Source organism: Streptomyces sp. NBC_00376, assembly GCF_036077095.1.
GTDB lineage: Bacteria > Actinomycetota > Actinomycetes > Streptomycetales > Streptomycetaceae > Streptomyces.
This window is the reverse complement of record NZ_CP107960.1, coordinates 1,402,049-1,428,715: the sequence shown is the minus strand read 5'-3', so window position 1 is coordinate 1,428,715 and position 26,667 is coordinate 1,402,049. Positions and strand designations below refer to the sequence as shown.

General features: G+C 71.0%; 24 protein-coding genes. 15 read left to right on the top strand and 9 right to left on the bottom strand.

Annotated features, from left to right (window positions below; genetic code table 11):
• Window positions 1-14 precede the first annotated feature (14 nt).
• The 5 genes from ligA to OG842_RS06480 all read left to right on the top strand — a co-directional run bounded on the left by ligA (window position 15) and on the right by OG842_RS06480 (window position 6,979).
• Window positions 15-2,123, top strand: coding sequence for an NAD-dependent DNA ligase LigA (gene ligA, locus OG842_RS06500; protein ID WP_266728297.1), 2,109 nt, complete (start codon window positions 15-17; stop codon window positions 2,121-2,123).
• A 148-nt stretch (window positions 2,124-2,271) separates the two neighbouring features.
• Window positions 2,272-3,096, top strand: a complete 825-nt coding sequence (locus OG842_RS06495; RefSeq protein WP_266728295.1) for a rod shape-determining protein — start codon at window positions 2,272-2,274, stop codon at window positions 3,094-3,096.
• Window positions 3,097-3,125: 29 nt separating this feature from the next.
• A complete protein-coding gene (locus tag OG842_RS06490) occupies window positions 3,126-3,725 on the top strand; it encodes a hypothetical protein (protein WP_266728293.1) in 600 nt (199 codons plus the stop codon).
• A gap of 57 nt (window positions 3,726-3,782) precedes the next feature.
• Window positions 3,783-6,119 (top strand): protein translocase subunit SecD, encoded by a 2,337-nt coding sequence (gene secD, locus OG842_RS06485; protein ID WP_266728291.1) that lies wholly within the window; start codon window positions 3,783-3,785, stop codon window positions 6,117-6,119.
• Window positions 6,120-6,235: 116 nt separating this feature from the next.
• Complete coding sequence (locus tag OG842_RS06480) at window positions 6,236-6,979, top strand: DUF1275 family protein (RefSeq protein ID WP_266728289.1); 744 nt, start codon at window positions 6,236-6,238, stop codon at window positions 6,977-6,979.
• Here OG842_RS06480 and OG842_RS06475 read toward each other — a convergent pair.
• Window positions 6,969-7,772, bottom strand: coding sequence for a helix-turn-helix domain-containing protein (locus tag OG842_RS06475; protein WP_266728287.1), 804 nt, complete (start codon window positions 7,770-7,772; stop codon window positions 6,969-6,971). The two genes, OG842_RS06480 and OG842_RS06475, sit on opposite strands and share 11 nt — an antisense overlap.
• Before the next feature lie 62 nt (window positions 7,773-7,834).
• Between OG842_RS06475 and OG842_RS06470 the strand changes: the two genes are divergently transcribed.
• Complete coding sequence (locus OG842_RS06470; RefSeq protein WP_266728285.1) at window positions 7,835-8,140, top strand: 4a-hydroxytetrahydrobiopterin dehydratase; 306 nt, start codon at window positions 7,835-7,837, stop codon at window positions 8,138-8,140.
• Window positions 8,141-8,170: 30 nt separating this feature from the next.
• Here OG842_RS06470 and OG842_RS06465 read toward each other — a convergent pair whose 3' ends face one another.
• From OG842_RS06465 to OG842_RS06455, 3 genes are all read right to left on the bottom strand, one after another.
• The gene (locus OG842_RS06465) at window positions 8,171-9,133 is read right to left on the bottom strand and encodes a LysR family transcriptional regulator (protein WP_266728283.1); all 963 of its coding nucleotides are present in this window, start codon (window positions 9,131-9,133) and stop codon (window positions 8,171-8,173) included.
• Window positions 9,134-9,235: 102 nt separating this feature from the next.
• Window positions 9,236-9,376: a hypothetical protein gene (locus OG842_RS06460; RefSeq protein ID WP_266728282.1), complete on the bottom strand. Its 141-nt coding sequence runs from the start codon at window positions 9,374-9,376 to the stop codon at window positions 9,236-9,238.
• Window positions 9,373-9,717: a hypothetical protein gene (locus tag OG842_RS06455; protein WP_266728280.1), complete on the bottom strand. Its 345-nt coding sequence runs from the start codon at window positions 9,715-9,717 to the stop codon at window positions 9,373-9,375. The genes OG842_RS06460 and OG842_RS06455 overlap by 4 nt, the downstream gene beginning before the upstream one ends.
• A gap of 177 nt (window positions 9,718-9,894) precedes the next feature.
• On the opposite strand from OG842_RS06455, the gene OG842_RS06450 reads away from it, so the two are divergent.
• The 3 genes from OG842_RS06450 to OG842_RS06440 all read left to right on the top strand — a co-directional run bounded on the left by OG842_RS06450 (window position 9,895) and on the right by OG842_RS06440 (window position 13,116).
• Window positions 9,895-10,845 (top strand): class I SAM-dependent methyltransferase, encoded by a 951-nt coding sequence (locus OG842_RS06450; protein WP_266728278.1) that lies wholly within the window; start codon window positions 9,895-9,897, stop codon window positions 10,843-10,845.
• A gap of 171 nt (window positions 10,846-11,016) precedes the next feature.
• Window positions 11,017-12,258, top strand: a complete 1,242-nt coding sequence (locus OG842_RS06445) for a CaiB/BaiF CoA transferase family protein (RefSeq protein ID WP_266728277.1) — start codon at window positions 11,017-11,019, stop codon at window positions 12,256-12,258.
• Between the two features lie 303 nt (window positions 12,259-12,561).
• Window positions 12,562-13,116 carry a hypothetical protein gene (locus OG842_RS06440; protein ID WP_266728276.1) on the top strand — a complete coding sequence of 185 codons (555 nt, stop codon included), beginning with the start codon at window positions 12,562-12,564 and terminating at the stop codon, window positions 13,114-13,116.
• 384 nt (window positions 13,117-13,500) lie between these two features.
• Here the strand turns inward: OG842_RS06440 and OG842_RS06435 are convergent, their stop codons facing one another.
• Both OG842_RS06435 and OG842_RS06430 read right to left on the bottom strand, forming a co-directional pair.
• Window positions 13,501-13,983, bottom strand: a complete 483-nt coding sequence (locus OG842_RS06435) for an RICIN domain-containing protein (protein WP_328512114.1) — start codon at window positions 13,981-13,983, stop codon at window positions 13,501-13,503.
• A gap of 86 nt (window positions 13,984-14,069) precedes the next feature.
• A complete protein-coding gene (locus OG842_RS06430; protein ID WP_266728274.1) occupies window positions 14,070-14,903 on the bottom strand; it encodes an aldo/keto reductase in 834 nt (277 codons plus the stop codon).
• A gap of 297 nt (window positions 14,904-15,200) precedes the next feature.
• Between OG842_RS06430 and OG842_RS06425 the strand changes: the two genes are divergently transcribed.
• From OG842_RS06425 to OG842_RS06415, 3 genes are all read left to right on the top strand, one after another.
• Window positions 15,201-15,986 (top strand): Tat pathway signal sequence domain protein, encoded by a 786-nt coding sequence (locus OG842_RS06425; protein WP_328512113.1) that lies wholly within the window; start codon window positions 15,201-15,203, stop codon window positions 15,984-15,986.
• Between the two features lie 313 nt (window positions 15,987-16,299).
• Window positions 16,300-17,403: a glycosyl hydrolase family 8 gene (locus tag OG842_RS06420; protein ID WP_328512112.1), complete on the top strand. Its 1,104-nt coding sequence runs from the start codon at window positions 16,300-16,302 to the stop codon at window positions 17,401-17,403.
• 10 nt (window positions 17,404-17,413) lie between these two features.
• Window positions 17,414-19,477 carry a PQQ-dependent sugar dehydrogenase gene (locus tag OG842_RS06415; protein WP_328512111.1) on the top strand — a complete coding sequence of 688 codons (2,064 nt, stop codon included), beginning with the start codon at window positions 17,414-17,416 and terminating at the stop codon, window positions 19,475-19,477.
• A 43-nt stretch (window positions 19,478-19,520) separates the two neighbouring features.
• On the opposite strand, the gene OG842_RS06410 is transcribed toward OG842_RS06415, so the two are convergent.
• Together OG842_RS06410 and OG842_RS06405 are read right to left on the bottom strand one after the other, a co-directional pair.
• Window positions 19,521-21,320, bottom strand: a complete 1,800-nt coding sequence (locus OG842_RS06410; protein WP_266728266.1) for an AMP-dependent synthetase/ligase — start codon at window positions 21,318-21,320, stop codon at window positions 19,521-19,523.
• A gap of 336 nt (window positions 21,321-21,656) precedes the next feature.
• Complete coding sequence (locus OG842_RS06405; RefSeq protein ID WP_328512110.1) at window positions 21,657-22,559, bottom strand: LysR substrate-binding domain-containing protein; 903 nt, start codon at window positions 22,557-22,559, stop codon at window positions 21,657-21,659.
• A gap of 118 nt (window positions 22,560-22,677) precedes the next feature.
• Between OG842_RS06405 and OG842_RS06400 the strand changes: the two genes are divergently transcribed.
• Window positions 22,678-23,706, top strand: coding sequence for a bile acid:sodium symporter family protein (locus OG842_RS06400; RefSeq protein WP_266728262.1), 1,029 nt, complete (start codon window positions 22,678-22,680; stop codon window positions 23,704-23,706).
• Window positions 23,707-23,751: 45 nt separating this feature from the next.
• Here OG842_RS06400 and fdhD read toward each other — a convergent pair whose 3' ends face one another.
• The gene (fdhD, locus tag OG842_RS06395; RefSeq protein ID WP_266728260.1) at window positions 23,752-24,600 is read right to left on the bottom strand and encodes a formate dehydrogenase accessory sulfurtransferase FdhD; all 849 of its coding nucleotides are present in this window, start codon (window positions 24,598-24,600) and stop codon (window positions 23,752-23,754) included.
• 320 nt (window positions 24,601-24,920) lie between these two features.
• On the opposite strand from fdhD, the gene OG842_RS06390 reads away from it, so the two are divergent.
• Together OG842_RS06390 and OG842_RS06385 are read left to right on the top strand one after the other, a co-directional pair.
• Window positions 24,921-25,871, top strand: coding sequence for a beta-ketoacyl-ACP synthase III (locus OG842_RS06390; protein ID WP_266728258.1), 951 nt, complete (start codon window positions 24,921-24,923; stop codon window positions 25,869-25,871).
• Window positions 25,872-25,938: 67 nt separating this feature from the next.
• Window positions 25,939-26,616: a GntR family transcriptional regulator gene (locus tag OG842_RS06385; RefSeq protein WP_266728256.1), complete on the top strand. Its 678-nt coding sequence runs from the start codon at window positions 25,939-25,941 to the stop codon at window positions 26,614-26,616.
• Window positions 26,617-26,667 lie beyond the last annotated feature (51 nt).

Sequence of the window (26,667 nt, the reverse complement as noted above, 5' to 3'; positions counted from 1 at the left end):
TGGTGGGCGGCAGGATGGGGGCCATGACGAACTCAGCTGTTGTGCTCGCCGACACCGCCGCCTACGCCGCCGCCGTCGAGGAGGCCTCGCGGGCCGCCGCCGCGTACTACGCCACGGGCGAGAGCACGCTCGACGACGACGCCTACGACCGGCTGGTGCAGGGGATCGCCGCGTACGAGCAGGAGCACCCCCAGGAGGTGCTGGACGCCTCCCCGACCGGCAAGGTGGCGGGTGGCGCCGCGACCGGGGACGTGCCGCACACCGTTCCGATGCTGTCCCTGGACAACGTCTTCTCGGCCGAACAGTTCGTCACCTGGACGGCGTCGCTGGAGCGCCGGATAGGCCGCCCCGTCGCCGCCTGGAGCGTGGAGCCGAAGCTCGACGGACTGGCAGTCGCGGCGCGCTACCGGGCGGGCCGCCTGGAGCAGCTGATCACCCGGGGCGACGGCACCGCGGGCGAGGACGTCTCGCATGCGATCGGCACCGTGGTGGGCCTGCCCGAGCGGCTCGCCGAACCGGTGACGATCGAGATGCGCGGCGAGATCCTCATGACGACCGAGCAGTTCGAGCGGGCCAACGCCGTGCGCACCGAACACGGCGGCGCCCCCTTCGCCAACCCGAGGAACGGCGCGGCGGGCACCCTGAGGGCCAAGGACCGCGCGTACACGGTGGAGATGACGTTCTTCGCCTACGGTGCCCTGCCGCTGCCCGACTCCGGCGAGCTCACCGAGACCCTCGCCGAACTCCCGCACAGCGAGGTCCTCGCCCACGCCGCCCGGCTCGGCGTGCACACCGCGGCGGACACGGACGTGGCGCCGCGCACCGTCACCACCGTCGAGGAGGTGCAGAGCCGGGTCGAGGAAGTCGCGGCCCTGCGCGCCTCGTTGCCGTTCGGCATCGACGGCATCGTCATCAAGGCCGATCTCGCCGCCGACCAGCGCGAGGCCGGATCCGGGAGCAGGGCGCCGCGCTGGGCCATCGCGTACAAGCTCCCGGCCGTCGAGAAGGTCACCCGGCTCCTGGCCGTCGAGTGGAACGTGGGCCGGACCGGCATCATCGCGCCGCGCGCCGTGCTGGAGCCGGTCGAGATCGACGGCTCGACCGTCAGCTACGCCACGCTGCACAACCCCGCCGACATCACCCGCCGCGATCTGCGCCTGGGCGACCGGGTGATGGTCTACAAGGCGGGCGACATCATCCCCCGGATCGAGGCCCCCGTCGCCCATCTGCGCACCGGCGACGAGAAGCCCATCGAATTCCCCGAGTCGTGCCCGCAGTGCGGCTCCGAGATAGACACCAGCGAGCAGCGCTGGCGTTGTGTCCGGGGCCGCGACTGCCGACTCGTCGCCTCCGTCTCGTACGCGGCGGGCCGCGACCAGCTCGACATCGAGGGCCTCGGCGCGACCCGCGTCGTCCAGCTCGTCGACGCCGGTCTGGTGGCCGACTTCGCCGACCTGTTCACACTCGACCGCGAACAGCTGCTGGGCCTGGAACGGATGGGCGAGACCAGCACCGACAACCTCCTGGCCGCCATCGAGACGGCCCGTACCCAGCCGCTCTCCCGGGTCTTCTGCGCGCTGGGCGTCCGTGGCACCGGGCGCTCCATGTCGCGGCGCATCGCGCGGTACTTCGCGGACATGGACCGGATCAGGGCGGCCGATGCCGAAGAGCTCCAGCGGGTCGACGGCATCGGCAAGGAGAAGGCCGCGGGCGTCGTCGCGGAGCTGGTGGAGCTGGCCCCGCTGATCGAGAAGCTGGTGGCCGCCGGGGTCAACATGACGGAGCCCGGCGCGACGCCGCCGCCCGCGCCGGGGGAGGAGAGCGCGGAAGCGGACGCCGCCGGGGACGGGGAGGGCACGGGTCTACCGCTGGCGGGGATGACCGTGGTGGTCACCGGGGCCATGACCGGCGCGCTGGAGAAGCTCTCCCGCAACGAGATGAACGAGCTGATCGAGCGGGCCGGCGGGAAGTCCTCGTCCAGCGTCTCCAAGCGCACCTCGCTCCTGGTCGCCGGGGAGAAGGCCGGATCCAAGCGCACCAAGGCCGAGGACCTCGGTGTCCGAATCGCCGCGCCGGACGAGTTCGCCGAACTGGTCGCCGTCTTCCTGCCGTCGGAGGTGTGACACACGACAGACTCCGGCCCTTGGATTTTGCTGGGGAGTGGCTTTCTTTGCCTCCCTATTGCATAGTGAGGGCTCGGCCATGCCTCGCTATCAGCGGGTCCATGGATGGTCTGCGTGGCTGTGGTGCCAGGGTGGCGGAGGAGAGGCGATGCGTTCTCTGCACGACGGGCGGCGTCCCGTCCCGTCCGCCCGCCGGGGCCACCGGGGTGTCACCCGTGGCCTCGCCCTCGATCTCGGCAGCTCCCGCACCCGCGTCTGGGTGCCCGGACACGGCGTCCTGGCCGACACCGACGTCCGCGACGGCTCCGGTACGGAGTCGGGGCACGGCAGCCCGGTCCGGCGGGGGCGCATCGTCGACCCCGAGTCCTGCGGCCGGCTGCTCGGCCGTATCGCCGACACGGCACTGGGCACGGACCGCACCGGCTCCGTGATCGTGGTCAGCCACCCCGTCCTCGCCGGCGCACGGCACCGCGCCGAGGCGGCGGAACTGATCGCGGCCCTGGGGCCGACGACCGTCATCGCCCTGGACAGCGCGCGGGCCGCCGCCGCATGCGCCGGACCACGGACCGGCGGGCCGCTGCTCGTCGTCGACATCGGCGCCGGGCTGACCGAGGCGACCGTGCTCGTCGACGGACAGGTCCGCGACGCCCGCCAGGCCGAGACCGGGCTGGACGACCTCGACCCGGCACAGCCGCCCACCGCGGTCGTCCGCACCGTCCTGGACATGGTCATGGAGATGTGGAAGCAGGACCGGCACGGCGCCGTCCTCGGGGCTCTGCGCAAGGGCCCGTTGCTCGCCGGGGGCGGGGCCGCCCGGCCCGACATCACCAACCGGATCGCGGTCCGCCTCGGCGTACCGGTCCGTCTCGCCGACGACCCGGCGACCGCGGTCGTACGCGGAGCGGGTCTGGTACTCAGCTCCGTACTCCGCCAGGCCGGCGCGGCACCGGCCCTGACCGGCCGAACCGGGTGACCCCCCTCCCTGGGCCGCCCCCGGGGAGTGTGCCCCCGAGGGCATGCCCGACCCTGATCCGCCGGACAGGCCCGAGGGCACGGCCGGGCGCCCCGGCACGCCTCGGCACCGCGCAGACGGCCCGGCTGCTCCTCGCCGCCCTCCTGCTCTCAGTCCTCACTGTCGTCGTCGGCACCCCCGCAGCCGCCGGATCCGCACTCCCCGCCCGGCCGTTCGCGGGGGTGCCGCCCTCCGCCGCGTACACGCCCGGCGCCCATCAGCCCACCCAGCACACCGACCGGACCGCCCGCACCGGCACCGGCGCGGCCGGCACCGTCCACGACACCCGGCGCAGCCGCACGGCCACGGCGACCGACCACCACCGCTCCCAGCCGCCGCCCGAACCCCGGCCCCAGCCCCGGGCAGGCAGCGACCAGGCCCGCACCGCACACCACCTCCCGCCGCCCGGCCCCGACCTCCTGCTCCCCGGCGCCTACGGCGTCCGAGCACCGCTCCGCGCCCACCGCCCGGCCCCCGCCGCGCCCCCACATGCCACCGACCGCTCCCGTGTCACGCTCCCCGGCGTACGCGGGCCTCCGTGGACGGCCGTTCACCGGCCACCGGTCCTGCCACCGGTCCCGTCCCGCTGAACCGCCGTCCCGTCCTCGCCGAGGTGAGGGCGCCCGGCGCCCCCTCGGAGGAAACCCATGACTCGCGCCACCACGGTGCGAGCGGTTCTGGCTGCGGCCGTACTGCTCGTCTCCGTGCTCATCACGCTGACCATGTCACCCAGACTCGGCCTCGATCTTCAGGGCGGCACCAGAATGGTGCTCCAGGCCAAGGACTCGGACACCGCGAAGGCGGACCGGGACAGCACCGACCGCACCCTGGAGGTACTTCGCCAGCGCATCGACTCCCTCGGCGTCGCCGAACCCACGCTGACCCGCTCCGGCGAGGACCGGATCATCGTCGAACTCCCGGACGTCCAGGACCCCCGCAAGGCCGCCGAGGTCATCGGCAGAACCGCCCAGCTCAGCTTCCACGCGGTCCAGGGGCAGGGCACACCGACCGAGAAGAAGCCCGGCGCGCCCGGCACGCCGAGCGGCGAGAAGTCCGGCGACGGGCCGACGCTCCCCGACGAGCAGGGCCGCGCCCTCGACCTCGGCCCGGCCAGGCTCTCCGGCGCGGGTGTCAAGGACGCCACCGCCGCCTTCGACGCCCAGCAGGGCGCGGGCTGGACCGTCTCCCTCGACTTCCACAAGGACGCGGGCCGGGACTGGACCCGGCTGACCGGCGAAGCCGCCTGCCACCCGGTCCAGGACGACCGGCGCCGCGTCGCCATCGTCCTCGACGAGCAGATCATCTCCTCGCCGCAGGTCTCGCCCTCCGTCGCCTGCAACGCCGGACTGCCCTCCGGATCCACCCAGATCACCGGATCGTTCAGCGCGGACGAGGCCCGCGAACTGGCGCTGCTGATCAAGGGCGGTGCCCTGCCGCTCCCCGTCGAGATCGTCGAGCAGCGGACCGTCGGCCCGACGCTCGGCGCCGCCGCCATCGACGCCAGCGCACGGGCCGCCCTCATCGGCGCCGCCGCCACCGCGCTCTTCATCACCATCGTGTACCGGCTCTTCGGCGCACTGGCCGCCGTCGCACTCGGCGCCTACGGACTGATCTCCTACGCGGCCCTGGTGGCCCTCGGCGTCACCCTCACCCTTCCGGGCCTTGCCGGATTCGTCCTGGCCATCGGGATGGCGGTCGACGCCAATGTGCTGGTCTTCGAGCGGGCCAGGGAGGAACACACCCAGCACCCGGGCCGCTCGCTGCGCTCCTCGCTGACCGCCGGTTTCCGTGGCGCCTGGAGCGCCGTCGCCGACTCCAACGTGACGACGCTGATCGCGGCCGGGCTGCTCTTCTTCCTCGGCTCGGGACCGGTGAAGGGCTTCGGAGTCACCCTCGCCATCGGCGTGCTGGCCTCCATGTTCTCCGCGCTCGTCATCGCCCGCGCACTCACCGAGATCGCCGCCGGCTCCCGGTTCGTCGGCGACTACCGGGGCGTCAACGGCATCTCCGGCCCCGGCCGGGTGCGCACCTGGCTGAACCGCCGCGACCCCCAGCTGATGCGGTCCCCGCGCCGCTGGCTGCTGATCTCCTCGGCACTGGTCGTCGTCGCCGTCATCGGCATCTTCGTACGCGGCGTCAACCTGGGCGTCGAATTCACCGGCGGCCGGCTCGTCGAGTACTCGACGAGCCGGCCCGTCGACGTGGAGCAGGCCCGCACCGCACTGGCCGGCGCCGGCTTCGGCGACGCCGAGGTCACCACGGCGGGCGCGGGCGACATCTCCGTACGGACCGGGAAACTCGACAACGACGGCGAACACGCCCTGCGCGCCGCCCTTGAGGAAGAGGGCGGCAAGACCACCAAGGTCCGCGACGAACTCATCGGCCCCAGCCTCGGCGACGAACTGCGGCGCAACGCCCTGATCGCGCTCGGCATCGCCGTCCTCGTCCAGCTGGCGTATCTGGCGATCAGATTCCGCTGGACGTTCGCGGTGGGCTCGGTCGCGGCGCTGGTCCACGACGTCATCATCCTGGTCGGCGCCTTCGCCTGGCTGGGGCGCACCGTCGACGGCATCTTCCTGGCGGCGCTCCTCACCGTCATCGGGTACTCCGTCAACGACTCGGTGGTGGTCTTCGACCGGGTGCGGGAACTGTGGGCGAAGGCCCGCCGCGCACCCGTCGCCGAGGTCGCCAACCGGGCCGTCCTCCAGACCGTCCCGAGAACGCTCAACACCGGAATGGGGGCCCTCTTCATCCTCACCGCACTTGCCGTACTGGGCGGTGACTCGCTGGCCGACTTCGCGCTCGCCCTGCTGATCGGCATCTGCGTCGGCACGTACTCCTCGGTGATGACCGCCGTCCCGGCCGCCCTGGTCCTGGAACGGAGCAGCAAGGCACCGCCGCCCGCCCGGAAGCGGGCCCCAGGCCGCCGCTCCGGCACGAGAACGGCGCGTCGCGACCCGCTCGACAACGGAGCACGCGTCTAGCAACAGGTGCGCCGCCCCGCCTGCCGGGCCGGGCGGCGCACCTGTGCCGGTCGTGGTGTTCCACGGGGCCGGGGCGGAGAATTCCGAGCAGTCGCCCCAGTGATCGGAGTGTGCCCGTGCCCGGCCTGCTGCGTGAGGCATGGTCCACCGTCGTTCCGGACCTGAACGACCGTCATGGACCGCTGCCGCCCCTGATGCTCGCCCTGACCGTCGTCACCGGCCTGGTCGACGCCGTCAGCTATCTGGAACTGGGCCGGGTGTTCGTGGCCAACATGACCGGGAACGTGGTCTTCTCCGGTTTCGCCATCGCCGGAGCACCGGGGTTCTCGCTCGCCGCGTCGCTCGTCGCGCTCGCCGCGTTCGCGGTCGGTGCACTGCTCGGCGGCCTGATCGTGCACCGCACCCTGACGCACCGCGGCCGGATGCTGCTGTACGCGCTCCTCGTGGAGACCGCCTGCGTCCTGGCCGCACTGATCGTCACCGTGGCCTCCGGCCACCCCTTCACCGGCGGGGTCCGCTTCGCGCTCGTCGTGCTGCTCGGTCTGGGACTCGGCGTGCAGAACGCGGTCTCCAGGGCGCTGGCGGTACCCGATCTCACCACGACCGTGCTGACCCTGACCATCACCGGCATCCTCTCCGACAGCCGGTTCGCCGGCGGAGGCGGCAGCCGGGCGGGACGGCGGGTCCTCTCGGCCGCCGCGATGATGCTCGGTGCGGTCGCCGGCGCCGCGGCCGTACTGCACGGACACCCGAGACTTCCGCTGCTGCTCGCCGTGGCCGTCCTGGCCTGCGTGACCGTCGCCGCGATCGCGCCGGCGCGCTCCGGGGCACCGTGGACCGCTCCGGTCGTCAGGAAGTGAGCGAGCGCAGGTGGTCGGCGGTGGCCCGGTCGGCGGGCAGGAACGTTTCGATCGCCAGCTCGGCCACCGTCACATCCATCGGTGTGTTGAACGTCGCGATGGAGCAGACGAAGGAGAGCACTTCGCCGTCGTGCTCGATCAGCAACGGCAGCGCGAAGGGCAGCGACGGAGCGGGCACGTAGCCGGTGGAGCCGGTGCTCTCCGGTACGGGATAGCCCGCGACCTCCTCGTACAGCTCACGCAGCTGCGCCGAACGGGCCAGGGCGATCTGACGTTCCATCTGGGACAGCAGATCGGCCCGCCATTCCCGCAGATTGAGGATGCGCGGGGCCAGACCCTCCGGGTGCAGGGTGAGCCGCATGGCGTTCAGCGGCGGTACGAGCAGGTGCTCGGCCACCGGGTCCATCAGCATCGCCATACCCCGATTGGCCGCCACCACGTCGTACGTACCGTCGACGACCAGCGCCGGATACGGTTCGTATGCCTGGAGCAGCCGGTCCATCCCCTCGCGCAGCGCGTCCAGAGCCGGGTCGTCGAACGCGGTCTGTGCGTAGCGGGGCGCGTAACCACCCACCAGCAGAAGGGCGTTGCGCTCCCTGACCGGGATGTCGAGATGCTCGGCCAGCCGCAGGATCATCTCCTCGCTGGGGCGGGAACGGCCCGTCTCGATGAAGGAGATGTGCCGGGCCGAGGAATCGGCACGGAGCGCCAGCTCCAGTTGGCTGATCCGGCGCTGCTCCCGCCAACTGCGCAGCAGCGGCCCTACCCCCGTGTCAATCGCCACAGTCGTCATACCGAGACCGTAACGTCACCGGCACCGCCGACCGGCACCGATCGTCGATGAGGAGTCGCCGTATGCCCGCCGCACCGCTGTCGCAGCAGGAGATCGAGGACCGACTGGGTGAACTGCCCGGCTGGTCGCTGGAAGGGGACCGGATCACCTGCACCTACCGGCTCCACAGCCACTTCGCCGCCCTCGGGCTTACCGCGCACGTCGCCGCGATCCAGGACGAGATGAACCACCACTCCGATCTGACCCTCGGCTACAACACCGTCTCCCTCTCCGTGAACACGCACGACGCGGGCGGTGTGGTCACCGAATCCGATCTGAAGCTGGCCGCGCGGGTAGCGGCGATCGCCGACGGGCACGGGGTGCGGTAGCCGCGGCGGCCCGCGGCACCCGGCCCGCCGTCACATCGCCGCGCCGAACCGTGGGTGCGCGGCGAGCCAGCGCGTGCAGCTCTCGCTGCGCTTCACCGCCTCCGCGTACGCCGCCCGGGTGTGCCCGTTCACCGCGCCCGCCGCCGCGTCGGCCGCCGCCGACCGAGGATGCCAGCCCAGCAGATGGCGCCAGCTGAGCGGCGAGCCGGTGATCGGCCGTGTCACCACCCCGGGCGTCGGTGGGAACGTCGCCCGGCACAGCCCGACCGCCCGGCCCACCTGCACGAGGTGGACGACGGACGCCGTGTCCGTCTCGTACACCGAGACCGGACTGAACCCGGCCCGCGCGCAGGCGCTGACGAAACAGTCGGCGAAGCAGCCCTCGCCCGGCACGTCCACCCAGCACTCGTCCGCAAGGGCGGAGAGGCTGAGCTCCTGCTCACCGGCCAGCCGATGGGTGTCCGGCAGCATCACGAAGACCGGGTCGATGCCGATGACCTGCCAGGTCAACCGGTCGTGCGCCGGCGGCGGGCTCTCCCCGCAGGTCCCGATGAGCGCGAAGTCGAGCCTGCCGTCGATGAGTTGGGAGGCGATCTCGCCGACCGACCAGGAGGTGTACGTCGACACGGGCGCGGCCGGGTGCGCGGCGACCAGCCGGTCCACCAGGCCGCCGAGCAGCGGTCCGTGCGTGCCGCCCAGCCGGAAGCGCTCCATGGTTCCCCAGGCGTTGGCGAACCGCACCGCCTCCTCCTGGAGTTCGCTCACGGCGGGCAGCACCACCCGGGCCCGTTCCAGCACCAGCTCGCCCAGGAGCGTGGGCCGGGCGCCGGTGTGGTCCCGGTCGAAGAGCGGGCCGCCGAGCGCCTTCTCGATCCTCCGCAACTGTGCGCTCAGCGCGGGCTGGGCGAGCCCGAGGGCCGCGGCCGCCTTGGTCAGGCTGCCGGTGTCGGCGATGGCACGTACGGTTCGCAGATGGCGCAACTCCAGCTCCATAAACGCAAGTTATGGGCCAGGGGGCCCACCGGCAATATGCCGGTGTCCATTCGGTGGAGGTCTGTCCGAAACGGCGACTGACAGACCCTGGTCCGCGCCCGGTCACCCGTCGGTGAGCTCGACCAGCCGCACGCCGCTGTATGCCGGTATATCGTCCCGGGTGACGACCGCGCGGACCGTGACCCACCCGGTGGCACCGCCGGGGCCGGGGGTGAGCCACACACTGCCGTCGGCGTCGGTCACGAGGTGCGCGATCGGCCGGCCGTGGCCTCGTCGGAGAAGGCGCCGGTGCCGTTGTCGTAGTACACGGTGAGCGGCAACACACCGGGGGACTGGACCCGGCCGCCGGACGTCCAGTCGAGCAGCAGGCCGCGACCGTCGATGAGGACCCGGTCCGCGCCGCTGGTCAGTTCCAGTGCGCCGGCCCGGCTCCAGCCGGCCACCGGCCCGCCGTCGCCGGCCACCTCCACACGGTCCACGTCGAGCACGAGCGGATCGGGCGACTGCTTGTCGTCGGGGAAGAACACGAGCACGAGCCGGCGCAGCGGGTGGGTGAGCCGGCCGTCGCCTCCTGCCCCGCCCATCAGGGGAAACCTCTCCTCGGCCGAAAGGCCGTCGCGCCTCGGGGGGGGCCTGGCCCCCGAGGCGAATGACGCGTGAAGGAGGTGTTGCGCGGGAGAGCCGTGACGCGTCATGCATGCGACTTGCTGAACCGGCAACGAAACTTGCCAGGCGATCCGGCCCGGGGTGAGGCTGTCCCCATGAGTCAGCACACCGATCACGCGAGTCAGCCCACCGGTCACGGCCATCACCAGCACGCCTCCCACGGCCACCGCCACGGCGCTCCGCAGGGAGACCACCACGACCACGGCGACCTCGACTGGGACGTCATGGGGCCGATGCTGGAGCAGGAGGCCGAGATCAGCCGGCCGCAGTACGAGGAGGCCGCCCGCTGGATCGCCGGGCTTCCCACGGCACCGAAGGTGCGCAGGGTGCTCGACATCGGCAGCGGACCGGGCGTCATCGCCTGCCTGCTCGCCGAGGTGTTCCCCGAGGCGGAGGTCGTCGCCGTCGACGGCACCGCGGCACTCCTGGAACGCACCCGCGCCCGCGCCGAACGGCTCGGCCTCGGCGACCGGGTCGGCACCCGGCACGCCGACATCCCCGACGACCTCGAAGGGCTCGGCGAGGCGGACCTCATCTGGGTCGGCAACGCCCTGCACCACATGGGAGACCAACGCGCCGTCCTCGCCGGATTCGCCGCACTGCTGCGCCCCGGCGGAACGGTCGCCCTGGCCGAGGGCGGTCTGCAGCCCCGCCGCCTCCCGCGCGACATCGGCATGGGGCGGCCCGGTCTGGAGGCCAGGCTCGAAGCGATCAACGCGGACCGGTTCGAGAACATGCGGGCCGCACTGCCCGGCACCAAGCGGGAGACCGAGGACTGGAGCGCCCTGTTCACCGCCGTGGGGCTGGAGCCGCAGGGCACCCGCAGCTTCCTGCTCGACCTTCCGGCACCGCTCCCCGACCGGGCCCGCGACCATGTCGTCGCCGAACTCACCCGTCGCCGCGAGATGTTCGAGGACGACCTCTCGGCCGAGGACATCGCCGTACTCGACCGGCTGCTCGACCCCGAGGACCCGGCCGGACTGCGTCGGCGCCCCGATGTCTTCCTGCTCTCGGCGCGGACCGTGCACCTGGGCCGCCGGAGCTGACGCCGACCGGATCCCCGGCCCACGGCCCATCGACGGATTGGAGTGGTACGCGGGGTCCGGACAGGACATCTCGTCCACTGGCACGGGGTGTGCGGCATGCCCAGGATGAGGCTTCGCGAGCGCGGCCGTCAGCGGCCCGGCGCGTGACAGGCCTTGTCGAGAGGGAGCCGAATGCAGAACACCCCAGCCACCCCGGACACCGGAGCGACCCCGGCGGCCGCCCCGTCGCAGACGCGCATTCCGGACGGTCGCCCGGTGAGAACGCCCGTTCCCGGCCCCCTTTCGGGTGTCGTGGTCGCCGACTTCGGGCGGGTGCTGGCCGCTCCGTACGCCACGATGCTCCTCGCCGACCTCGGCGCCGACGTCATCAAGGTGGAGCGTCCCGGCGCGGGCGACGACACCCGGGCCTGGGGGCCGCCCCACGCCCATGGGGAGTCGACGTACTTCCTGTCCGTGAACCGCAACAAACGGTCCTTCGCCATCGATCTCGGCACACCGGAAGGGCGCCGCGACGCCCATGCGCTGGTGCGCCGGGCCGATGTGCTCTTCGAGAACTTCCGTCCCGGCACGATGGACAAGTACGGACTCTCCTACGCGCAGGCCGAGGCGCTCAACCCCGGCATCGTCTACTGCTCGGTGACCGGATTCGGATCCGGCGAAGGCGCCGGGCTGCCCGGCTACGACTTGCTGCTGCAAGCGGTCGGCGGGCTGATGAGCGTCACCGGTCCCGCGCCGGGACAGCCCGTCAAGACGGGTGTGGCGCTCGTCGACGTGCTCACCGGACTGCACGCGGCCGTGGGCGTCATGGCGGCGCTGCGCCACCGCGACGCGACCGGTGAGGGTCAGCACGTCGAGGTCGATCTGCTGTCCTCGCTGCTGTCGAGCATGGTGAACCAGGCGGGTGGCTACACCCTGGCCGGTCAGGTGCCGGGCATCCTCGGCAACCGTCACCCGTCCATCGCCCCGTACGAGGTCTACCGGGCGGCGGACCGGCCGCTGGTCGTCGCCGTCGGGAACGACCGGCAGTTCCAGGCACTGTGCCGGGGCCTGGGTGCCGAGGAGCTGGCCACCGATCCCCGGTTCGTCTCGAACGCGGACCGGGTGGCACACGTCGACGCGCTGGCCGAGGAGGTATCCACGCGGCTCGCAGCGCGCACCGCGGCCGAGTGGTTCGCCACGCTCACCCCGCTCGGGGTGCCCTGCGGCCCGGTCAACGACCTCGCGGGCGCCTTCGATCTCGCCGAGCGCCTGGGCCTGTCGCCGCAGGTCACACCGGCCGACGCGGACCCCGACGACCCCATGCGCCTGGTGGCCAACCCCATCGGGCTGTCCCGCACCCCGCCGCGCTACGAACGGCGGCCGCCGCGTGTCGGTGAGCACACCGAGGACCTCAGGCGCTGGCTGGATGGCTGACCTGGGCTTTTGCGGCACCAGTGTCTTGCCCGGCCCGTGTCAAGGCAAGACACACTGCCGCCAGGGTGAGTGGGCATCAGAAAGTCCCCTGTGCAGCCTAATGGCGAGTCAACCGAACTGCGAACAGGGGCAGTTGGAACTCATCTAATGATGTGAAAATCGCATATCGCGTATTTCGTGTAACCCGACTGGCGCTCGGGCGCCGACCTTCGACGTGTCTGAAATGACACGTATTCGGATCGTCAGTAATTTCATCCGCAGATCGACCGCATCGGTCGGTCTCTCTGAGACAGGAGAAGCGAAATGATTACGCGTTCCACGATCGTTACGGCTGCCGTAGCGGCCGCCGCGGCCCTGGCCGCCACCGGCATCACCTACGCTTCGGCTGCCACCTCCGAGCCGGCTCAGGCGGCTGCCCCGGCCGTCCAGCAGGCTGCTCCCGTTTCGGCTCTCGGCGGCGGCGACGTCGGCAAGGGCAACGAGGGCAAGGGTGGCAACGAGCGAGGTGGTGGTGGCGGCGGCGGCGGCTACGGTGGGGGCCGGGACCACTACGAGGGCCGCATCCACATCAACGAGCGGACGTACAGTGACGAGCGCGGCGGCTGCGTGACCGTGGTCAGCGGCCTCGGCTCCAAGACCCTCAACATCCGCAACGACAGCCGCCACACCGTCGAGGTCTTCCGCGGGGTCACCTGCGACAACGGCGCCCCCATCGCCACCGTCGGACCGCACAGCGACAGCAACGGGGTGCACCCGGGCCACGTCGAGGGCGGTGTGTGGGTCAAGAACGGCGTCGTGGGCAGCTTCCGGGTGATCGAGCGTCACTACGACGACGACCGCGGTGGCAGGGACTGGTAAAACCGAGTCACTCAGGTGACGTAGAACCCCGGCCCGCCGTAATCGGGCCGGGGCTCCATTCAGGCTATCCGACCGGGGCGACCCGGTCGGATAGCCTCACCTGAACGACCACCACAGGTTCGAACACCTGCCAGGCCATATTAAAGCCGGACGGCGAGGCTCTGCCAGCCGACCGGTACGGCCCTTGGCAGGGCCCGGCGACCGGGCGGCAGAACGTGGCGTCGGCGCGGCAGACGCCGCCCACGTCCCAGCCGCCAGGGGGTCGGCGGGTCGTCTTGACCCAGGCGAGTGACGGCCCGGGGCGGGACGGCCCCGAAGGGCCGCCGGAACGGCGGTCCGCACTACGCACAGCCGCACATGTCCCCGTGCGGGCCTGTATCCGGCCTATGCGCCGGTGGCGTCCCGCACCGGCTCCAACCGCCACCACTGGCCGGGGGAGTCGGTGTCCTCCCACTGCTGGACACGCGCGCCGTCGGCCTTGCTGCCGTCGGCCACTTCGAGGACGAGCCCGCTGATGAAGCTGACCAGGGTCACCACCCCCGGCGCCTCCAGATGCCGCTCGATCAGCCATTCCTGGGCGCCGTAGTTGTTGGCCCGCCACTGCTGGATCACGGCGCCGTTCTCGGTGGAGGCGTTGGCGACATCCAGACGCTTTCCGCTGTGGACATTGACCAGATAGTGGAGCGCGGCGCCCTCGTGCACGGGCGAGAGCTGCCACTGCTGGGCCGCCGAACCGCTCTCCGAGCCCTGCTGGACCGGGGCGCCGCCGCCCTTGGCGGAGCCGCGCACCTCCAGCAGCAGCCCGCTGGCCACATTGCGCAGCAGGTAGCGGCCCGCCGCGACGGCGGGCGCGGTGTCCCCGCTCATGTTCCGGTCCCTTCGGTCCCAGGGCTGTCCAGTGGCGGACCGCCGCCCGGCTCGGCAGCCGGGCGGCGGTTCGTTTCGCCGGTGGTTCAGGCGACGTTGAACTCGCCGGGGTTCGGGCCGAGGCGCTTGCCCTCGTCCAGTGCGGCGAACGCGGCCAGGTCGTCGGCGTCCAGCTCGAAGCCGAACACATCGATGTTCTCCGCGATCCGGGACGGCGTCACGGACTTCGGGATCACCACATTGCCGGTCTGGAGGTGCCAGCGGAGCACCACCTGGGCGGGCGTGCGGTCGTGTTTCCGGGCGATCGCGACGACCGTCGGGACCTCCAGGAGGCCCTTGCCCTGGCCCAGCGGCGACCACGCCTCGGTCACGATGGCGTGCTTGGCGTGGAAGGCGCGCGACTCGGCCTGCTGGAGCTGCGGGTGGAGCTCGATCTGGTTGATCACCGGGACCACGGACGTCTCGCCGAGCAGCCGCTCCAGGTGCTCGGGAAGGAAGTTCGAGACACCGATGGCCTTCGCACGTCCGTCGGCGTGGATCCGCTCGAACGCCTTGTACGTGTCGACGTACGCGTCCTTGGCCGGCACCGGCCAGTGGATCAGGTACAGATCCACGTAGTCCAGCCCCAGCTTGTCGAGCGAGGCGTCGAAGGCGCGCAGGGTCGAGTCGTGGCCCTGCTCGCTGTTCCACAGCTTCGTGGTGACGAACAGCTCTTCGCGTGCGACGCCGGAGGCCGCGATCGCCCGACCGGTGCCCCGCTCGTTCTCGTAGATCGCGGCGGTGTCGATGCTCCGGTACCCGGACTCGATGGCGGTGGTGACCGCCTTCGTGGCCTCGTCGTCCGGCACCTGCCAGACACCGAAACCGAGCTGCGGCATCTCGACGCCATTGTTGAGAGTGATGGAGGGGACCTGGCTCACGTGCGGTCGATCCTTACGTCGTCGGTTGGTACTCCCTTGCTCAACGATCACCGGCCGCCAGGCATTCCCCCGCCGCCCGGACTTCCGCGGCCCGCGTCATCGCCCCTTCGGCGCCCTGCTGTCGCTCCGGCCTCTTCCGTGCGGGCCATTGACCGGGACCCGCCGGCACGCAACGCTTGAGCACGTCACTGAACAACGGACACTCCTGTGAACGCGGCACCTCCGAGATCCTGCGGTACCTCCGAGATCCTGCGACGACTCCGAGATCCCGAACGAACGACTCCGAGCGAGGTCGAAGTGACGAACCCTTCCAGGCGAGCCCTGCTCGGCGCGGCCGTCGGCGGCGCCGTCGCCGCCACCGCCGGGCTTTCCGCCACCGCGCACGCGGCGAGCTGGAAACTGCGCTGGTCGCCCTCGGCGAGCAGCGGCGGTCTCGGCGCCTTCGAGACCGTCGAGGACGACCGGGCCGACTCCCATCCGGCCGGGCAGCCGCACATCCTCACCGAGGGCGACAACTTCCGGTTCAACATGCACACCGTCGACCGCGACACCTCGACGGACCGTCAGCGCCAGGAGGTGACCGGACTGCGCACCGGCGGGAGTTCGTACCTCAAGTGGCTCCCCGGGGAGACCTGGAGGGTCACTTACCGCATGTGCATCCCCGGCTCGCTGAAGGCCACCACCAGCTTCACCCACATCATGCAGATGAAGCAGCCGGGCACCGGCACCTCGCCGATCGTCGTGCAGTCCCTGCGCCGGGTGAACGGCGTGCAGACCATCGAGCTGAAGCTGACCGTCGCCGACATCCTCGTCGGCCGCACCGACCTCGTGCCGCTCCAGGACAAGTGGATCGACGTCGACTTCCGGATCACGATCGGTGACGGGGCGGCGGGCTCGGTCCGCTGGATCCTCAAGGACGGGGCGACCACGGTCATCGACAGGTCGAAGTCCGGCGTCGACACGCTCCTCGCCGACCGGGTACGGCCCAAATGGGGCATCTACCGGTCGCTCGGCGACACCTCGGGATCCTTGCAGGACACCCATCTCCTGCTCACCCGAATGCGCGGCTACCAACTGCTCTGACCGGCCCGTTCCGGCCGCAGGGCCCGCCCGTGCCCGGTCCAACCGGATTGCCCCGCAGGAGATTTGGGCCCACGCGGGGCATTGACAGAAAGCTTCGCAGGGAATCCTATGCAGTGTCGGTTAGGAACCTTTCCTAACACCGAACCGGAAGGGATCACCCGTGCACCCTGCCGCACCCCCACGCCGCTTGGTCGCCGCCCTCACAGGCCTCAGCTGTCTGCTCCTGCCCCTGCTGGGCCATCTTCCGAAGGCCACCGCCGCCGACGCCCCCGCAGTGCCCTTCGGCAGCCACCGGCTCCCTTACGCCACAGGGATGCTGAAACCATCGGGCACGCAGACGTCGCTCGACCAGGCCGTGATCAAGACGTACAACGCCTGGAAGTCCGCGTTCGTGAAGAAGAACTGCGGAAACGGCTGGTACGAGGTCATCTCGCCGGACGCCGACCACCCCTACGTCGCCGAGGCCCAGGGCTACGGGATGGTCGTCACCGCGACGATGGCGGGCGCCGACCCGGAGGCGAGGACCGTCTTCGACGGCATGGTGAAGTACATGCTCGCGCACCCCTCGGTGAACAACGCCAACCTCCTCGCCGCCGAACAGAACGCCTCCTGCAAGAGCGTCGACGGCTCCGACTCGGCGACCGACGGGGACCTCGACGTCGCCTACGGGCTGCTCCTCGCCGACAAGCAGTGGGGATCCACCGGCACGTACGACTACAAGGGCCTCGCGGTCAAACACATCAACGCCATCAAGAAGAGCGAGGTCAACCCTACCACGCACCTGATGCTGCTCGGTGACTGGTCGGACTCGGGGGAGTCCCACTACTGGATGACCCGCTCCTCGGACTGGATGATCGACCACTTCCGCGCATTCAAGTCCGCCACCGGTGACAGCACCTGGGACACCGTGCGCACCGCGCACCAGGACCTGATCACCACCCAGCAGTCCAAGTACGCTGCCGCGACCGGCCTGTTGGCCGACTTCGTCGTCAACACCCAAGCCACCGCCAAGCCCGCACCGGGCGAGGTGCTGGAAGGCCCCAACGACGGCGACTACTCCTGGAACGCCTGCCGCGACCCGTGGCGCATCGGCGCCGACGCCGTCACCAGCGGGGACAGCGCCTCGCTCGCCTCGGCCCGCAAGCTCAACTCCTGGATCAAGGCCAAGACGGGCGGGAACCCGGACAAGATCGCCAGCGGCTACCACCTCAACGGTTCGGTGTTCGACAGCGGCAACGACATGGCGTTCACCGCCCCGTTCGTCGTGACCGCGCTGACCGACTCCGGCTCCCAGGCCTGGCTCGACGCGCTCTGGAGCAAGCTCGCCGCCACCTCGATCGACCCGGATCTCTACTACGGCGGCAGCGTCCAGCTCCAGTCGATGATCGTGGCATCCGGCAACTACTGGGTCCCGTAGGGAGGTTCGGATGCAGATAGCGACGCTCACCACGTCACGACGAGCAGCGGCCGCCCTCACGGCCGTACTGCTCTGCACAGCCCTGGTGCAGGCGGTTCCGCAGCAGGCCGCCGCGGCCGCCACCCGGTACGAGGCGGAGTCCGCGACGATCGTCGAGGGCGCCGCCGAGTCCAACCACTCCGGCTACTCGGGCACCGGATTCGTCAACGGCGACAACGTCGTCGGCAGCTATGTGGAGTTCACCGTCACCGCGGCCTCAGCCGGCACCGGCAAGATCGCCGTCCGCTACTCCAACGGCACCGCGGACGCCCGGCCCGCCGATGTAGCCGTGGGCGGCACGGTCGTCTCGGCGGCCCGCGCCTTCAACGCCACCACCGACTGGAACACCTGGGCCACCTCCACCCTGAACACCCCTCTCAAGGCGGGCAGCAACAAGATCCGGCTGACGTCCACGACCGCCAACGGGCTGCCCAACCTCGACTACCTGGACGTCACGGTCACCCCGTCGGACACCGAGGCACCCACCGCACCCACGGCGCCCAGCTGCTCGGACATCACCGAGAACAGCCTCACCCTCACCTGGGGAGCCGCCACGGACGACGTGGGTGTCGTCGCGTACGACATCTACGAACACGGCAACAAGTTCGGCGAGGCACCGGGCACCGCCACCACGAAGAGCCTGACCGGGCTCAGCGCCGACACCACGTACAACCTCACACTGTTCGCGCGTGACGCGGCCGGCAACGTGTCGTCGGTCAGCCCCGTCGTGGACTGCACCACCCCGAAGAGCGACGACACCACCGCACCCTCGGCACCTGGCACCCTGTCCGCCTCGGGCCTCACCGTGAACAGCGTCGCCCTGAGCTGGGGAGCGTCGACGGACGACAAGGCCGTCACCGCCTACGAGGTACGCAGCGGCAGCACCGTCTACAAGACCGTGACCGGCACACCGCCCGCCACCACGACCACGCTCACCGGGCTCGCCTGCGCCAGCCCGTACAGCCTGGACGTCGTCGCCAAGGACGCGGCGGGCAACGCCTCACCGCCGAGCAACACGGTCGCCTTCACCACCCCGGCCTGCGCCACCGACGGCGGGGTGCCCTCCGGCATCACCACCGTCTCCAGCGGCTGGTCCATCCCCTGGGGCATCCACTGGATGCCCGACGGCAAGACCGCGCTGGTGACCGAACGGGACAGCTTCAAGGTCCTCAAGGCCACCCCAGACGGCACCCGGACCCAGGTCGGCACCGTACCCGAGGCGGTCACCACCGACGGCGAGGGCGGACTGCTCGGCGTCGCCGTCGACCCGAAGTGGTCCGCCAACCACTACGTGTACTTCATGCACACCGCCGCCGAGGGCAACCGCGTCGCCCGGATGACCTACGACGGCAGCTCGCTCAGCGGGTACAAGGTCCTGCTCCAGGGGATCAAGAAGAGCAGGTACCACAACGGCGGACGGCTCGCCTTCGGCCCCGACGGCTATCTGTACGCGTCGACCGGTGAGGCGCAGACACCCGACCTGGCCCAGGACAAGAACTCGCTGAACGGCAAGATCCTGCGGATGACCACGGACGGCAAGGCCGCCCCCGGCAACCCGTTCGGCAACTACGTCTACAGCTACGGACACCGCAATCCGCAGGGCCTCGCCTTCGACCGCAACGGCCGTCTGTGGGAGGCGGAGTTCGGCGACAGCAAGAAGGACGAGCTCAACCTGATCAAGCCGGGCAAGAACTACGGCTGGCCCGTCTGCGAGGGCACCTGCACCACCACCGGCATGACCAACCCGAAGAAGACCTGGAACATCTCCGAGGCCTCGCCCAGCGGGATCGCCATCGTCCGCAACGTCATCTACATGGCCGCGCTGAAGGGCGAACGGCTGTGGCGGGTGCCGATCACCGGTGACACCGAGGAGCTGGGCACACCGAGCGCGTACTACGTCGGTACGTACGGCAGGCTGCGCACCGTCACCGAGGTGCCCGGCCAGGACCAGCTCTGGCTCTCCACCACCAACTGCGACAACAAGGGGAACGAACCCGACGGCTCGGACAAGCTGTTCCGCGTCTCGATCACGTAGCACGGGGCGCCGTACGCGCTGTACCGCCGGGGCCCGCCGGGTCTCAGCGGTACAGCGCGTCGACCTCCGCCGCGTACGCCGTCTCGATCGCCCGGCGCTTCAGCTTCAGCGACGGGGTGAGCAGACCGTGCTCCTCGCTGAAGGGGTGCGCCAGGATCCGGAACGTACGGATCGACTCGGCCTGCGAGACCGCCGTGTTGGCGGCCACCACCGCCCGCCGGACCTCCGTCTCCAGATCCGGATCGCGCACCAGTTCCTCCGGCTTCAGCGGCGCCCGCCCCTGCATCGTGAGCCAGTGGTCGACCGCCTCCTGGTCGACCGTGACCAGGGCCGCGATGTACGGCCGGTCGTTGCCGACCACGATGCACTGCGCGACCAGCGGATGCGCCCGCACCCGCTCCTCCAGACCGGTCGGCGACACGCTCTTGCCGCCCGACGTCACCAGGATCTCCTTCTTCCGTCCGGTGATCGTCAGATAGCCGTCCTCGTCGAGCGAGCCGAGATCCCCGGTGGCCAGCCACCCCTCGCGCAGCACCGCGTCGGTGGCCTTCGGATCGCCGAGATAGCCCCCGAACACATTGCCGCCGTGCAGCCACACCTCGCCGTCCTCGGCGATGTGCACGGTCGTCCCCGGGATCGGCAGCCCGACCGTGCCGTACCTGGTGCGCTCCGGCGGATTGGCCGTGGCCGCGGCGGTCGACTCGGTCAGCCCGTAGCCCTCGTACACCGTGACGCCGGCGCCCCCGAAGAACAGGCCGAGCTGCCGCTCCATCCCCGAACCGCCGGACATGGCGTGCCGTATCCGGCCGCCCATCGCGTCGCGAACCTTCCTGTACACGACCTTGTCGAAGAACTGGTGCTGCATCCGCAGCCCGGCGGACGGCCCCGGACCGGTGCCGAACGCCCGCGCCTCCAGCGCCTCCGCGTACTTCACCGCGATGTCCACGGCCTTGTCGAACGGCCCGATCCGGCCCTCCGCCTCGGCCTTGCGCCGGGCGGCGTTGAACACCTTCTCGAAGATGTACGGGACCGCCAGGATGAACGTCGGCCGGAACGACATCAGGTCCGGCATCAGCGCCCTGGCCGACATCTCCGGCTGGTGGCCCAGCCGCACCCGGCCGCGGATCGCCGCGACCTCGACCATCCGGCCGAAGACGTGTGCCAGCGGCAGGAAGAGCAGCGTCGCCGCCTCGTCACCCGGCCTGGAGCGGAAGACGGACTTCCAGCGGGCGACCATGGTGTCCGTCTCGAACATGAAATTGGCGTGCGTGAGCACGCAGCCCTTGGGGCGTCCCGTCGTCCCCGAGGTGTAGATGACGGTCGCCACCGAATCGGGCGTCACCGCGCGGCGGTGGCGGTGCACCACCTCGTCCTCGACGTCCGCCCCCGCGTCGACCAGCTCGGACACGGCGCCGGCGTCCAGCTGCCAGAGCCGCTTGAGTCCGGGCAGCCGGTCGATCACCGAGGCGATCGTCATGGCGTGGTCCTCGTGCTCGACCAGGACGGCCGACACCTCGGAGTCGTGCAGCATCCACAGCACCTGCTCGGCCGAGGACGTCGGATAGACGGGTACGGACTGGGCGCCGACCGTCCACAGCGCGAGATCGAAGAGCGTCCACTCGTAGCGCGTGCGCGACATCAGCGCCACCCGGTCGCCGAACCTGACGCCGTGCGCGATCAGCCCCTTGGCCAGCGCCAGCACCTCGTCACGGAACGCCGCAGCAGTGACATCCCGCCATTGTCCGCTCGCGTCTTTCCGACCGAGCGCGACCCGGTCCGGGTCCTCTTCGGCATGGTCGAACACCACATCGGCCAGGCCGCCCACGAGGGGCGCGGCCGCCATGGGTGGGACAGTGAACTCGCGCAATGACCTGCTCCTTGTGGCGCTCCGCACAGCGCCGTGACGCTACCCCACCGGGCGGCGCGGCGGGAGGGCCCCGAATCGGTGGACAACCTGTCATATGCACAGGCCAGTCACCGAAATCCGGCCAGATGGGCAAGGCTCGGGCGTGGCCGGACACGTAGGGTGAGCGGCAGGCACTGGAATCTCCACCGAATCTGTACGCCGCTACCACTCCCGTTCCGGACGCATACGCGGTGTTCTGCCCTCATCCGTCCCGGATCGGGTGGACCGGTTCCGTGACCTCTGCCGTCCATTGCTTCCCGTGCGCGCAGGCGGTCATGCGCTCTCCCGGCCGTTGACCGAACCGAGCGTGCCGACGCCCCGGATCAGCCGGTCGCCGCCCGCCAGGATCGCCGCCGCCAGGGCGTCCGCGGCCTCGTGCGCCCCGTCGCGCCGGCGGCCGTGCGACAGGACGAAGTCCACCCCGCCCAGCTCCGGCAGGCCCGCCCTGGCCGGCACCTGCGCAAGGCCCGGCGGGATCAGCCCCCGGCTGTGGGCCATCACGCCCAGCCCCGCGTGGGCCGCCGCGATCAGCCCGCTCAGGCTGGTGCTGGTGCAGGCGACCCGCCAGGACCGGCCGTGCTCCTCCAGCACCTCCAGGGCGCGGGCCCGGGTGATGCCCGGCGGCGGGAAGAGGATCAGCGGAACCGGACGGTCCGGGTCGATCCGCAGCTGCGGTGCGCCGATCCAGGTCAGCGCGTCCTGCCAGACCAGTTCGCCGTGCGTGTCACCTGCGCGCCGCTTGGCGAGGACCAGATCGAGCCGGCCGGCCGCGAGCCGCTGATGCAGCGTCCCGGAGAGCTCCACCGTCAGCTCCAGCTCGACCTCCGGGTGGTCGCGGCGGAACGACTCCAGGATCTCCGGCAGCCGGGTCTGCACGAAGTCCTCGGAGGCCCCGAACCGCAGCCGCCCCCGCAGCCGGGTGCCGGTGAAGAACGCCGCGGCCCGCTCATGGGCCTCCAATATCGTCCGGGCGAAGCCGAGCATCGCCTCGCCGTCCACGGTGAGGTCGACCCGGTGGGTGTCCCGGGTGAACAACTGCCGCCCCGCCGCATCCTCCAGGCGCCGCACGTGCTGGCTCACCGTGGACTGCCGTACCCCCAGACGGCGGGCGGCCCGGGTGAAGCTCAGCGTCTGGGCGACGGCGAGAAAGGTACGGAGCTGTGCCGGTTCGTACATGAAACCAGGCTATCGCGCAACGTGATGACAGTGAGAGCGGTGTGCGGGATTCCCGATCGCCCCGATCGGGAGCAGCATGGAGCGGGCACGACCGGAACCAAGAGAACATGTGGAGCACATGAGCCGCCGCACCCTGAAGCTGCCGTCCTGGCTGCCGCTCGACCCGTACATCCTGGCGCTGATCGGCGCCGTCGTGCTCGCGGCGATACTGCCCGCGTCGGGGACCGCCGCCGACGTGGCGGGCGGTGCCTCGACCGGGGCGGTCGCCTTTCTCTTCTTCCTGTACGGCGCCCGGCTCTCCACCGCTGAGGCGCTCGACGGACTGAAGCACTGGCGACTCCATCTCACGGTGCTGATCTGCACCTTCGTGGCGTTCCCGCTGCTCGGACTGGCGGGCCGGGGGCTCGTTCCGCACGTCCTGACGCCGCAGCTCTACAGCGGCTTCCTCTTCCTCTGCCTGGTCCCGTCGACCATCCAGTCGTCGATCGCCTTCACCTCGATCGCCCGGGGCAACGTGCCCGCGGCGATCTGCGCGGGCTCCTTCTCCTCGATCGCCGGGATCTTCCTCACCCCGCTGCTCGCGGCCGCCCTGCTCGGCAACGACGGCGGCGGATTCTCGGCGGACGCGCTGCTGAAGATCGGGGTCCAGCTGCTGCTGCCGTTCGTCGCCGGGCAGTTGCTGCGCCGCTGGATCGGCGGCTTCATCACCCGCCACAAGAAGGTCCTCGGCCATGTCGACCGCGGCTCGATCCTGCTCGTCGTCTACACGGCCTTCAGCGAGGGCATGGTCGCGGGCATCTGGCACCAGGTCACGCCGGCCCGGCTCGCGGCGCTGCTCGGCGCCGAGGTGCTGCTGCTCGCGCTGATGCTCGCGCTGACCTGGCACGGGGCGAAGCGGCTCGGCTTCGACCGGGAGGACCGGATCGCCATCCAGTTCGCCGGTTCGAAGAAGAGCCTGGCCTCGGGGCTGCCGATGGCGAGCGTGCTGTTCGGGGCGCAGGCGTCCCTCGCCGTGCTGCCGCTGATGCTCTTCCACCAGATGCAGCTGATGGTGTGCGCGGTGATCGCCAAGCGCCGCTCGCGCGATGCGCGCGAGGAGCAGCCGGTGAGCGGACCGGTGTCGCCCCGGCCCGCCGTGGCGAGCTGACGGCGAGGCCCGCCCGGGGATGCTCCGCCGGGCGGGCCGGTCGCCTCAGTCCTGGGCCACTGTCGCCTCCAGGGCGATGCGGTGCTCGCCCGCGTACACGTTCATCGACGGACCCCGCAGGAAGCCGACCAGGGTCAGTCCGGTCTCGGCCGCCAGGTCGACGGCGAGGGACGACGGCGCCGAGACCGACGCGAGCATCGGGATCCCGGCCATCACCGCCTTCTGGGCCAGCTCGAACGAGGCCCGCCCCGACACCAGCAGAATCGCCCGGGACAGCGGCAGCCGCTGGTCGGTCAGTGCCCGGCCGACCAGTTTGTCGACCGCGTTGTGCCGGCCGACGTCCTCCCGGATGTCGAGCAGTTCGCCCGTCTCGGAGAACAGTGCCGCCGCGTGCAGGCCCCCGGTCCGGTCGAAGACCCGCTGGGCGGCGCGCAGCCGGTCGGGGAGGGCGGAGAGCAGTGCCGGTTCGACCCGGAGCGGGGGAGTGTCGGCGACCGGGTGCCGGGTCGTGGTGCGTACCGCATCGAGACTCGCCTTGCCGCAGAGCCCGCAGGACGAGGTGGTGTACACATTGCGTTCGAGCGTGATGTCGGGGACCGCGACGCCGGGGGCGAGCTTCACGTCCACCACGTTGTACGTGTTGACGCCGTCGGCCGTCGCACCGGCGCAGTAGACGATCGACTGCACCTCGGAGCCGTCACCGATGACGCCCTCGCTCACCAGGAACCCCGCCGCCAGCGCGAAGTCGTCGCCCGGCGTGCGCATCGTGATGGCGAGCGGCCTTCCGTTCAGCCGGATCTCCAGGGGCTCCTCGGCGACGAGGGTGTCGGGGCGGGTGGAGACGGCCCCGTCCCGGATGCGGATGGTGCGGCGACGCTCGGTGACCCGTCCCATGGCGGTTGAACCCGATTCTGTACGTGATGGAAGCCGGGACGGGCTGGAAGCCGAGCCGGACCTGTTCTTGCTGTTCCTGCTGTCCTGTACATGGAGTGTGACATCGCAGCCGGTGCCGCAGCATGCGCAGAGAGCGGCGGTCACCGCCCGACCCTGCCGGTCGACAGAATATTGTCTGCAATATCCCTTCCGGGAGATCGAGGCTGTTGTCAACTCTCCAACGGTCGGGCGCTATTCCTGTGGGAACACGTGCACGTGTACCGAGCGGTAGCGACCAAGACTGGATGGTTCCTGCCATACGTAGCGAGGGGACCCCGTACATGACCGGCTCACGTGTCGTGGCGCTCGGCCACTATCAGCCCGCCAAGGTGCTCACCAACGACGATCTGGCGGCCATGGTCGACACCAGCGACGAGTGGATCACCAGTCGCGTCGGCATCAAGACCCGCCACGTCGGTGGACCGGACGAGCCGGTGGACGAGATGGCCGCGCACGCGGGGGCCAAGGCGCTGGCCGCGGCGGGGCTCCAGCCGGCCGAGGTCGATCTGGTCCTGGTCGCCACCTCGACCGCGATCGACCGCTCGCCGAGCATGTCGGCGCGCGTCGCCGCCCGGCTCGGGATGGGCTCGCCCGCGGTGATGGACATCAACGTGGTCTGCTCCGGCTTCACCCACGCCCTCGCCACCGCCGACCACGCGATCCGGGCCGGGGCCGCCGAACGAGTCCTGGTCATCGGCGCCGACAAGATGGCGGACATCGCCGACTGGACCGACCGCAGCACCTGCGTCCTGCTCGGCGACGGTGCCGGCGCGGCGGTCGTCGTCGCGGAGCCGGGCGCGGAGGGCCGGCCCGGGATCGGGCCCGTGCTGTGGGGTTCGGTGCCGGGGATGGGGAACGCGGTACGGATCGAGGGGACGCCGCCGCGGTTCGCGCAGGAAGGGCAGTCCGTCTACCGCTGGGCCACCACGCAGCTGCCGCCGATCGCCCGCAAGGTGTGCGAGAAGGCCGGTGTGGCGCCCGAGGAGCTGGGGGCGGTGGTGCTGCACCAGGCCAACCTGAGGATCATCGAACCGGTCGCCAGGAAGATCGGCGCGGTCAACGCGGTCATCGCCAGGGATGTCGTGGATTCCGGCAACACGTCCGCGGCCTCGATCCCGATGGCCCTGTCCAAGCTGGTGGAACGCGGCGAGGTCGACAGCGGCGCGCCGGTTCTGCTCTTCGGCTTCGGCGGGAATCTCTCGTACGCGGGTCAGGTGATCCGCTGTCCCTGAGGGGCATTGCGCTCGGTAGTCTGTAGACGATATGCAATGGGTGCTTATCGGCTGGAGGGGGACCGGGATGTTGTCCGCAGGGCTGCCGCAGGGGGCCGTGCCGAAGCTGGAACGGCCCGGTCCATTGCGCGAACGCGTGTATGAGGCGCTGCTCGAACTCATGACGACGCGTGTGCTCCGCCCCGGCCAGCACCTGGTCGAGAGCGAGTTGGCAGGCCATCTCGGGGTGTCCCGCCAGCCGGTGCGCGAGGCGTTGCAGCGGCTGAACACCGAGGGCTGGGTCGATCTCCGGCCCGCCCAGGGTGCGTTCGTGCACGAACCCACGGAGGAGGAGGCGGACCAGTTGCTCTCGGTCCGCACCGTTCTGGAGGCCGAGGCCGCGCGCCTCGCCGCGGCCGACTCCGACGCGGCCGGCATCGCGGCCCTGGAGGAGCTCTGCGCCAAGGGCGAGCAGGCCGTCGCCGACGGCGACGTGGACCTGGCGGTCGCCACCGACGCGGCCTTCCACGCCAAGGTCATGGAGCTGGCGGGCAACGTCGTCCTGGCCGGGCTCGCCGGCCAGGTGGACCGCCGCGTCCGCTGGTACTGCACCCCGGTGGCCGCCCGGCGCGGCACCCGGTCCTGGCTGGAGCACCGCTCGCTCATCGAGGCGATCTCCTCGCGCGACGGACAGCGGGCCACGGAGATCATGCGCTCCCACACGGAACACACGCGCGCGGCGTACCACCGGCGCGACGAGAGCTGAGGGCTGTCCCGCGCGGGCCGTGTGCGCGGGGCGGCAGGCAGACTTGCCGGT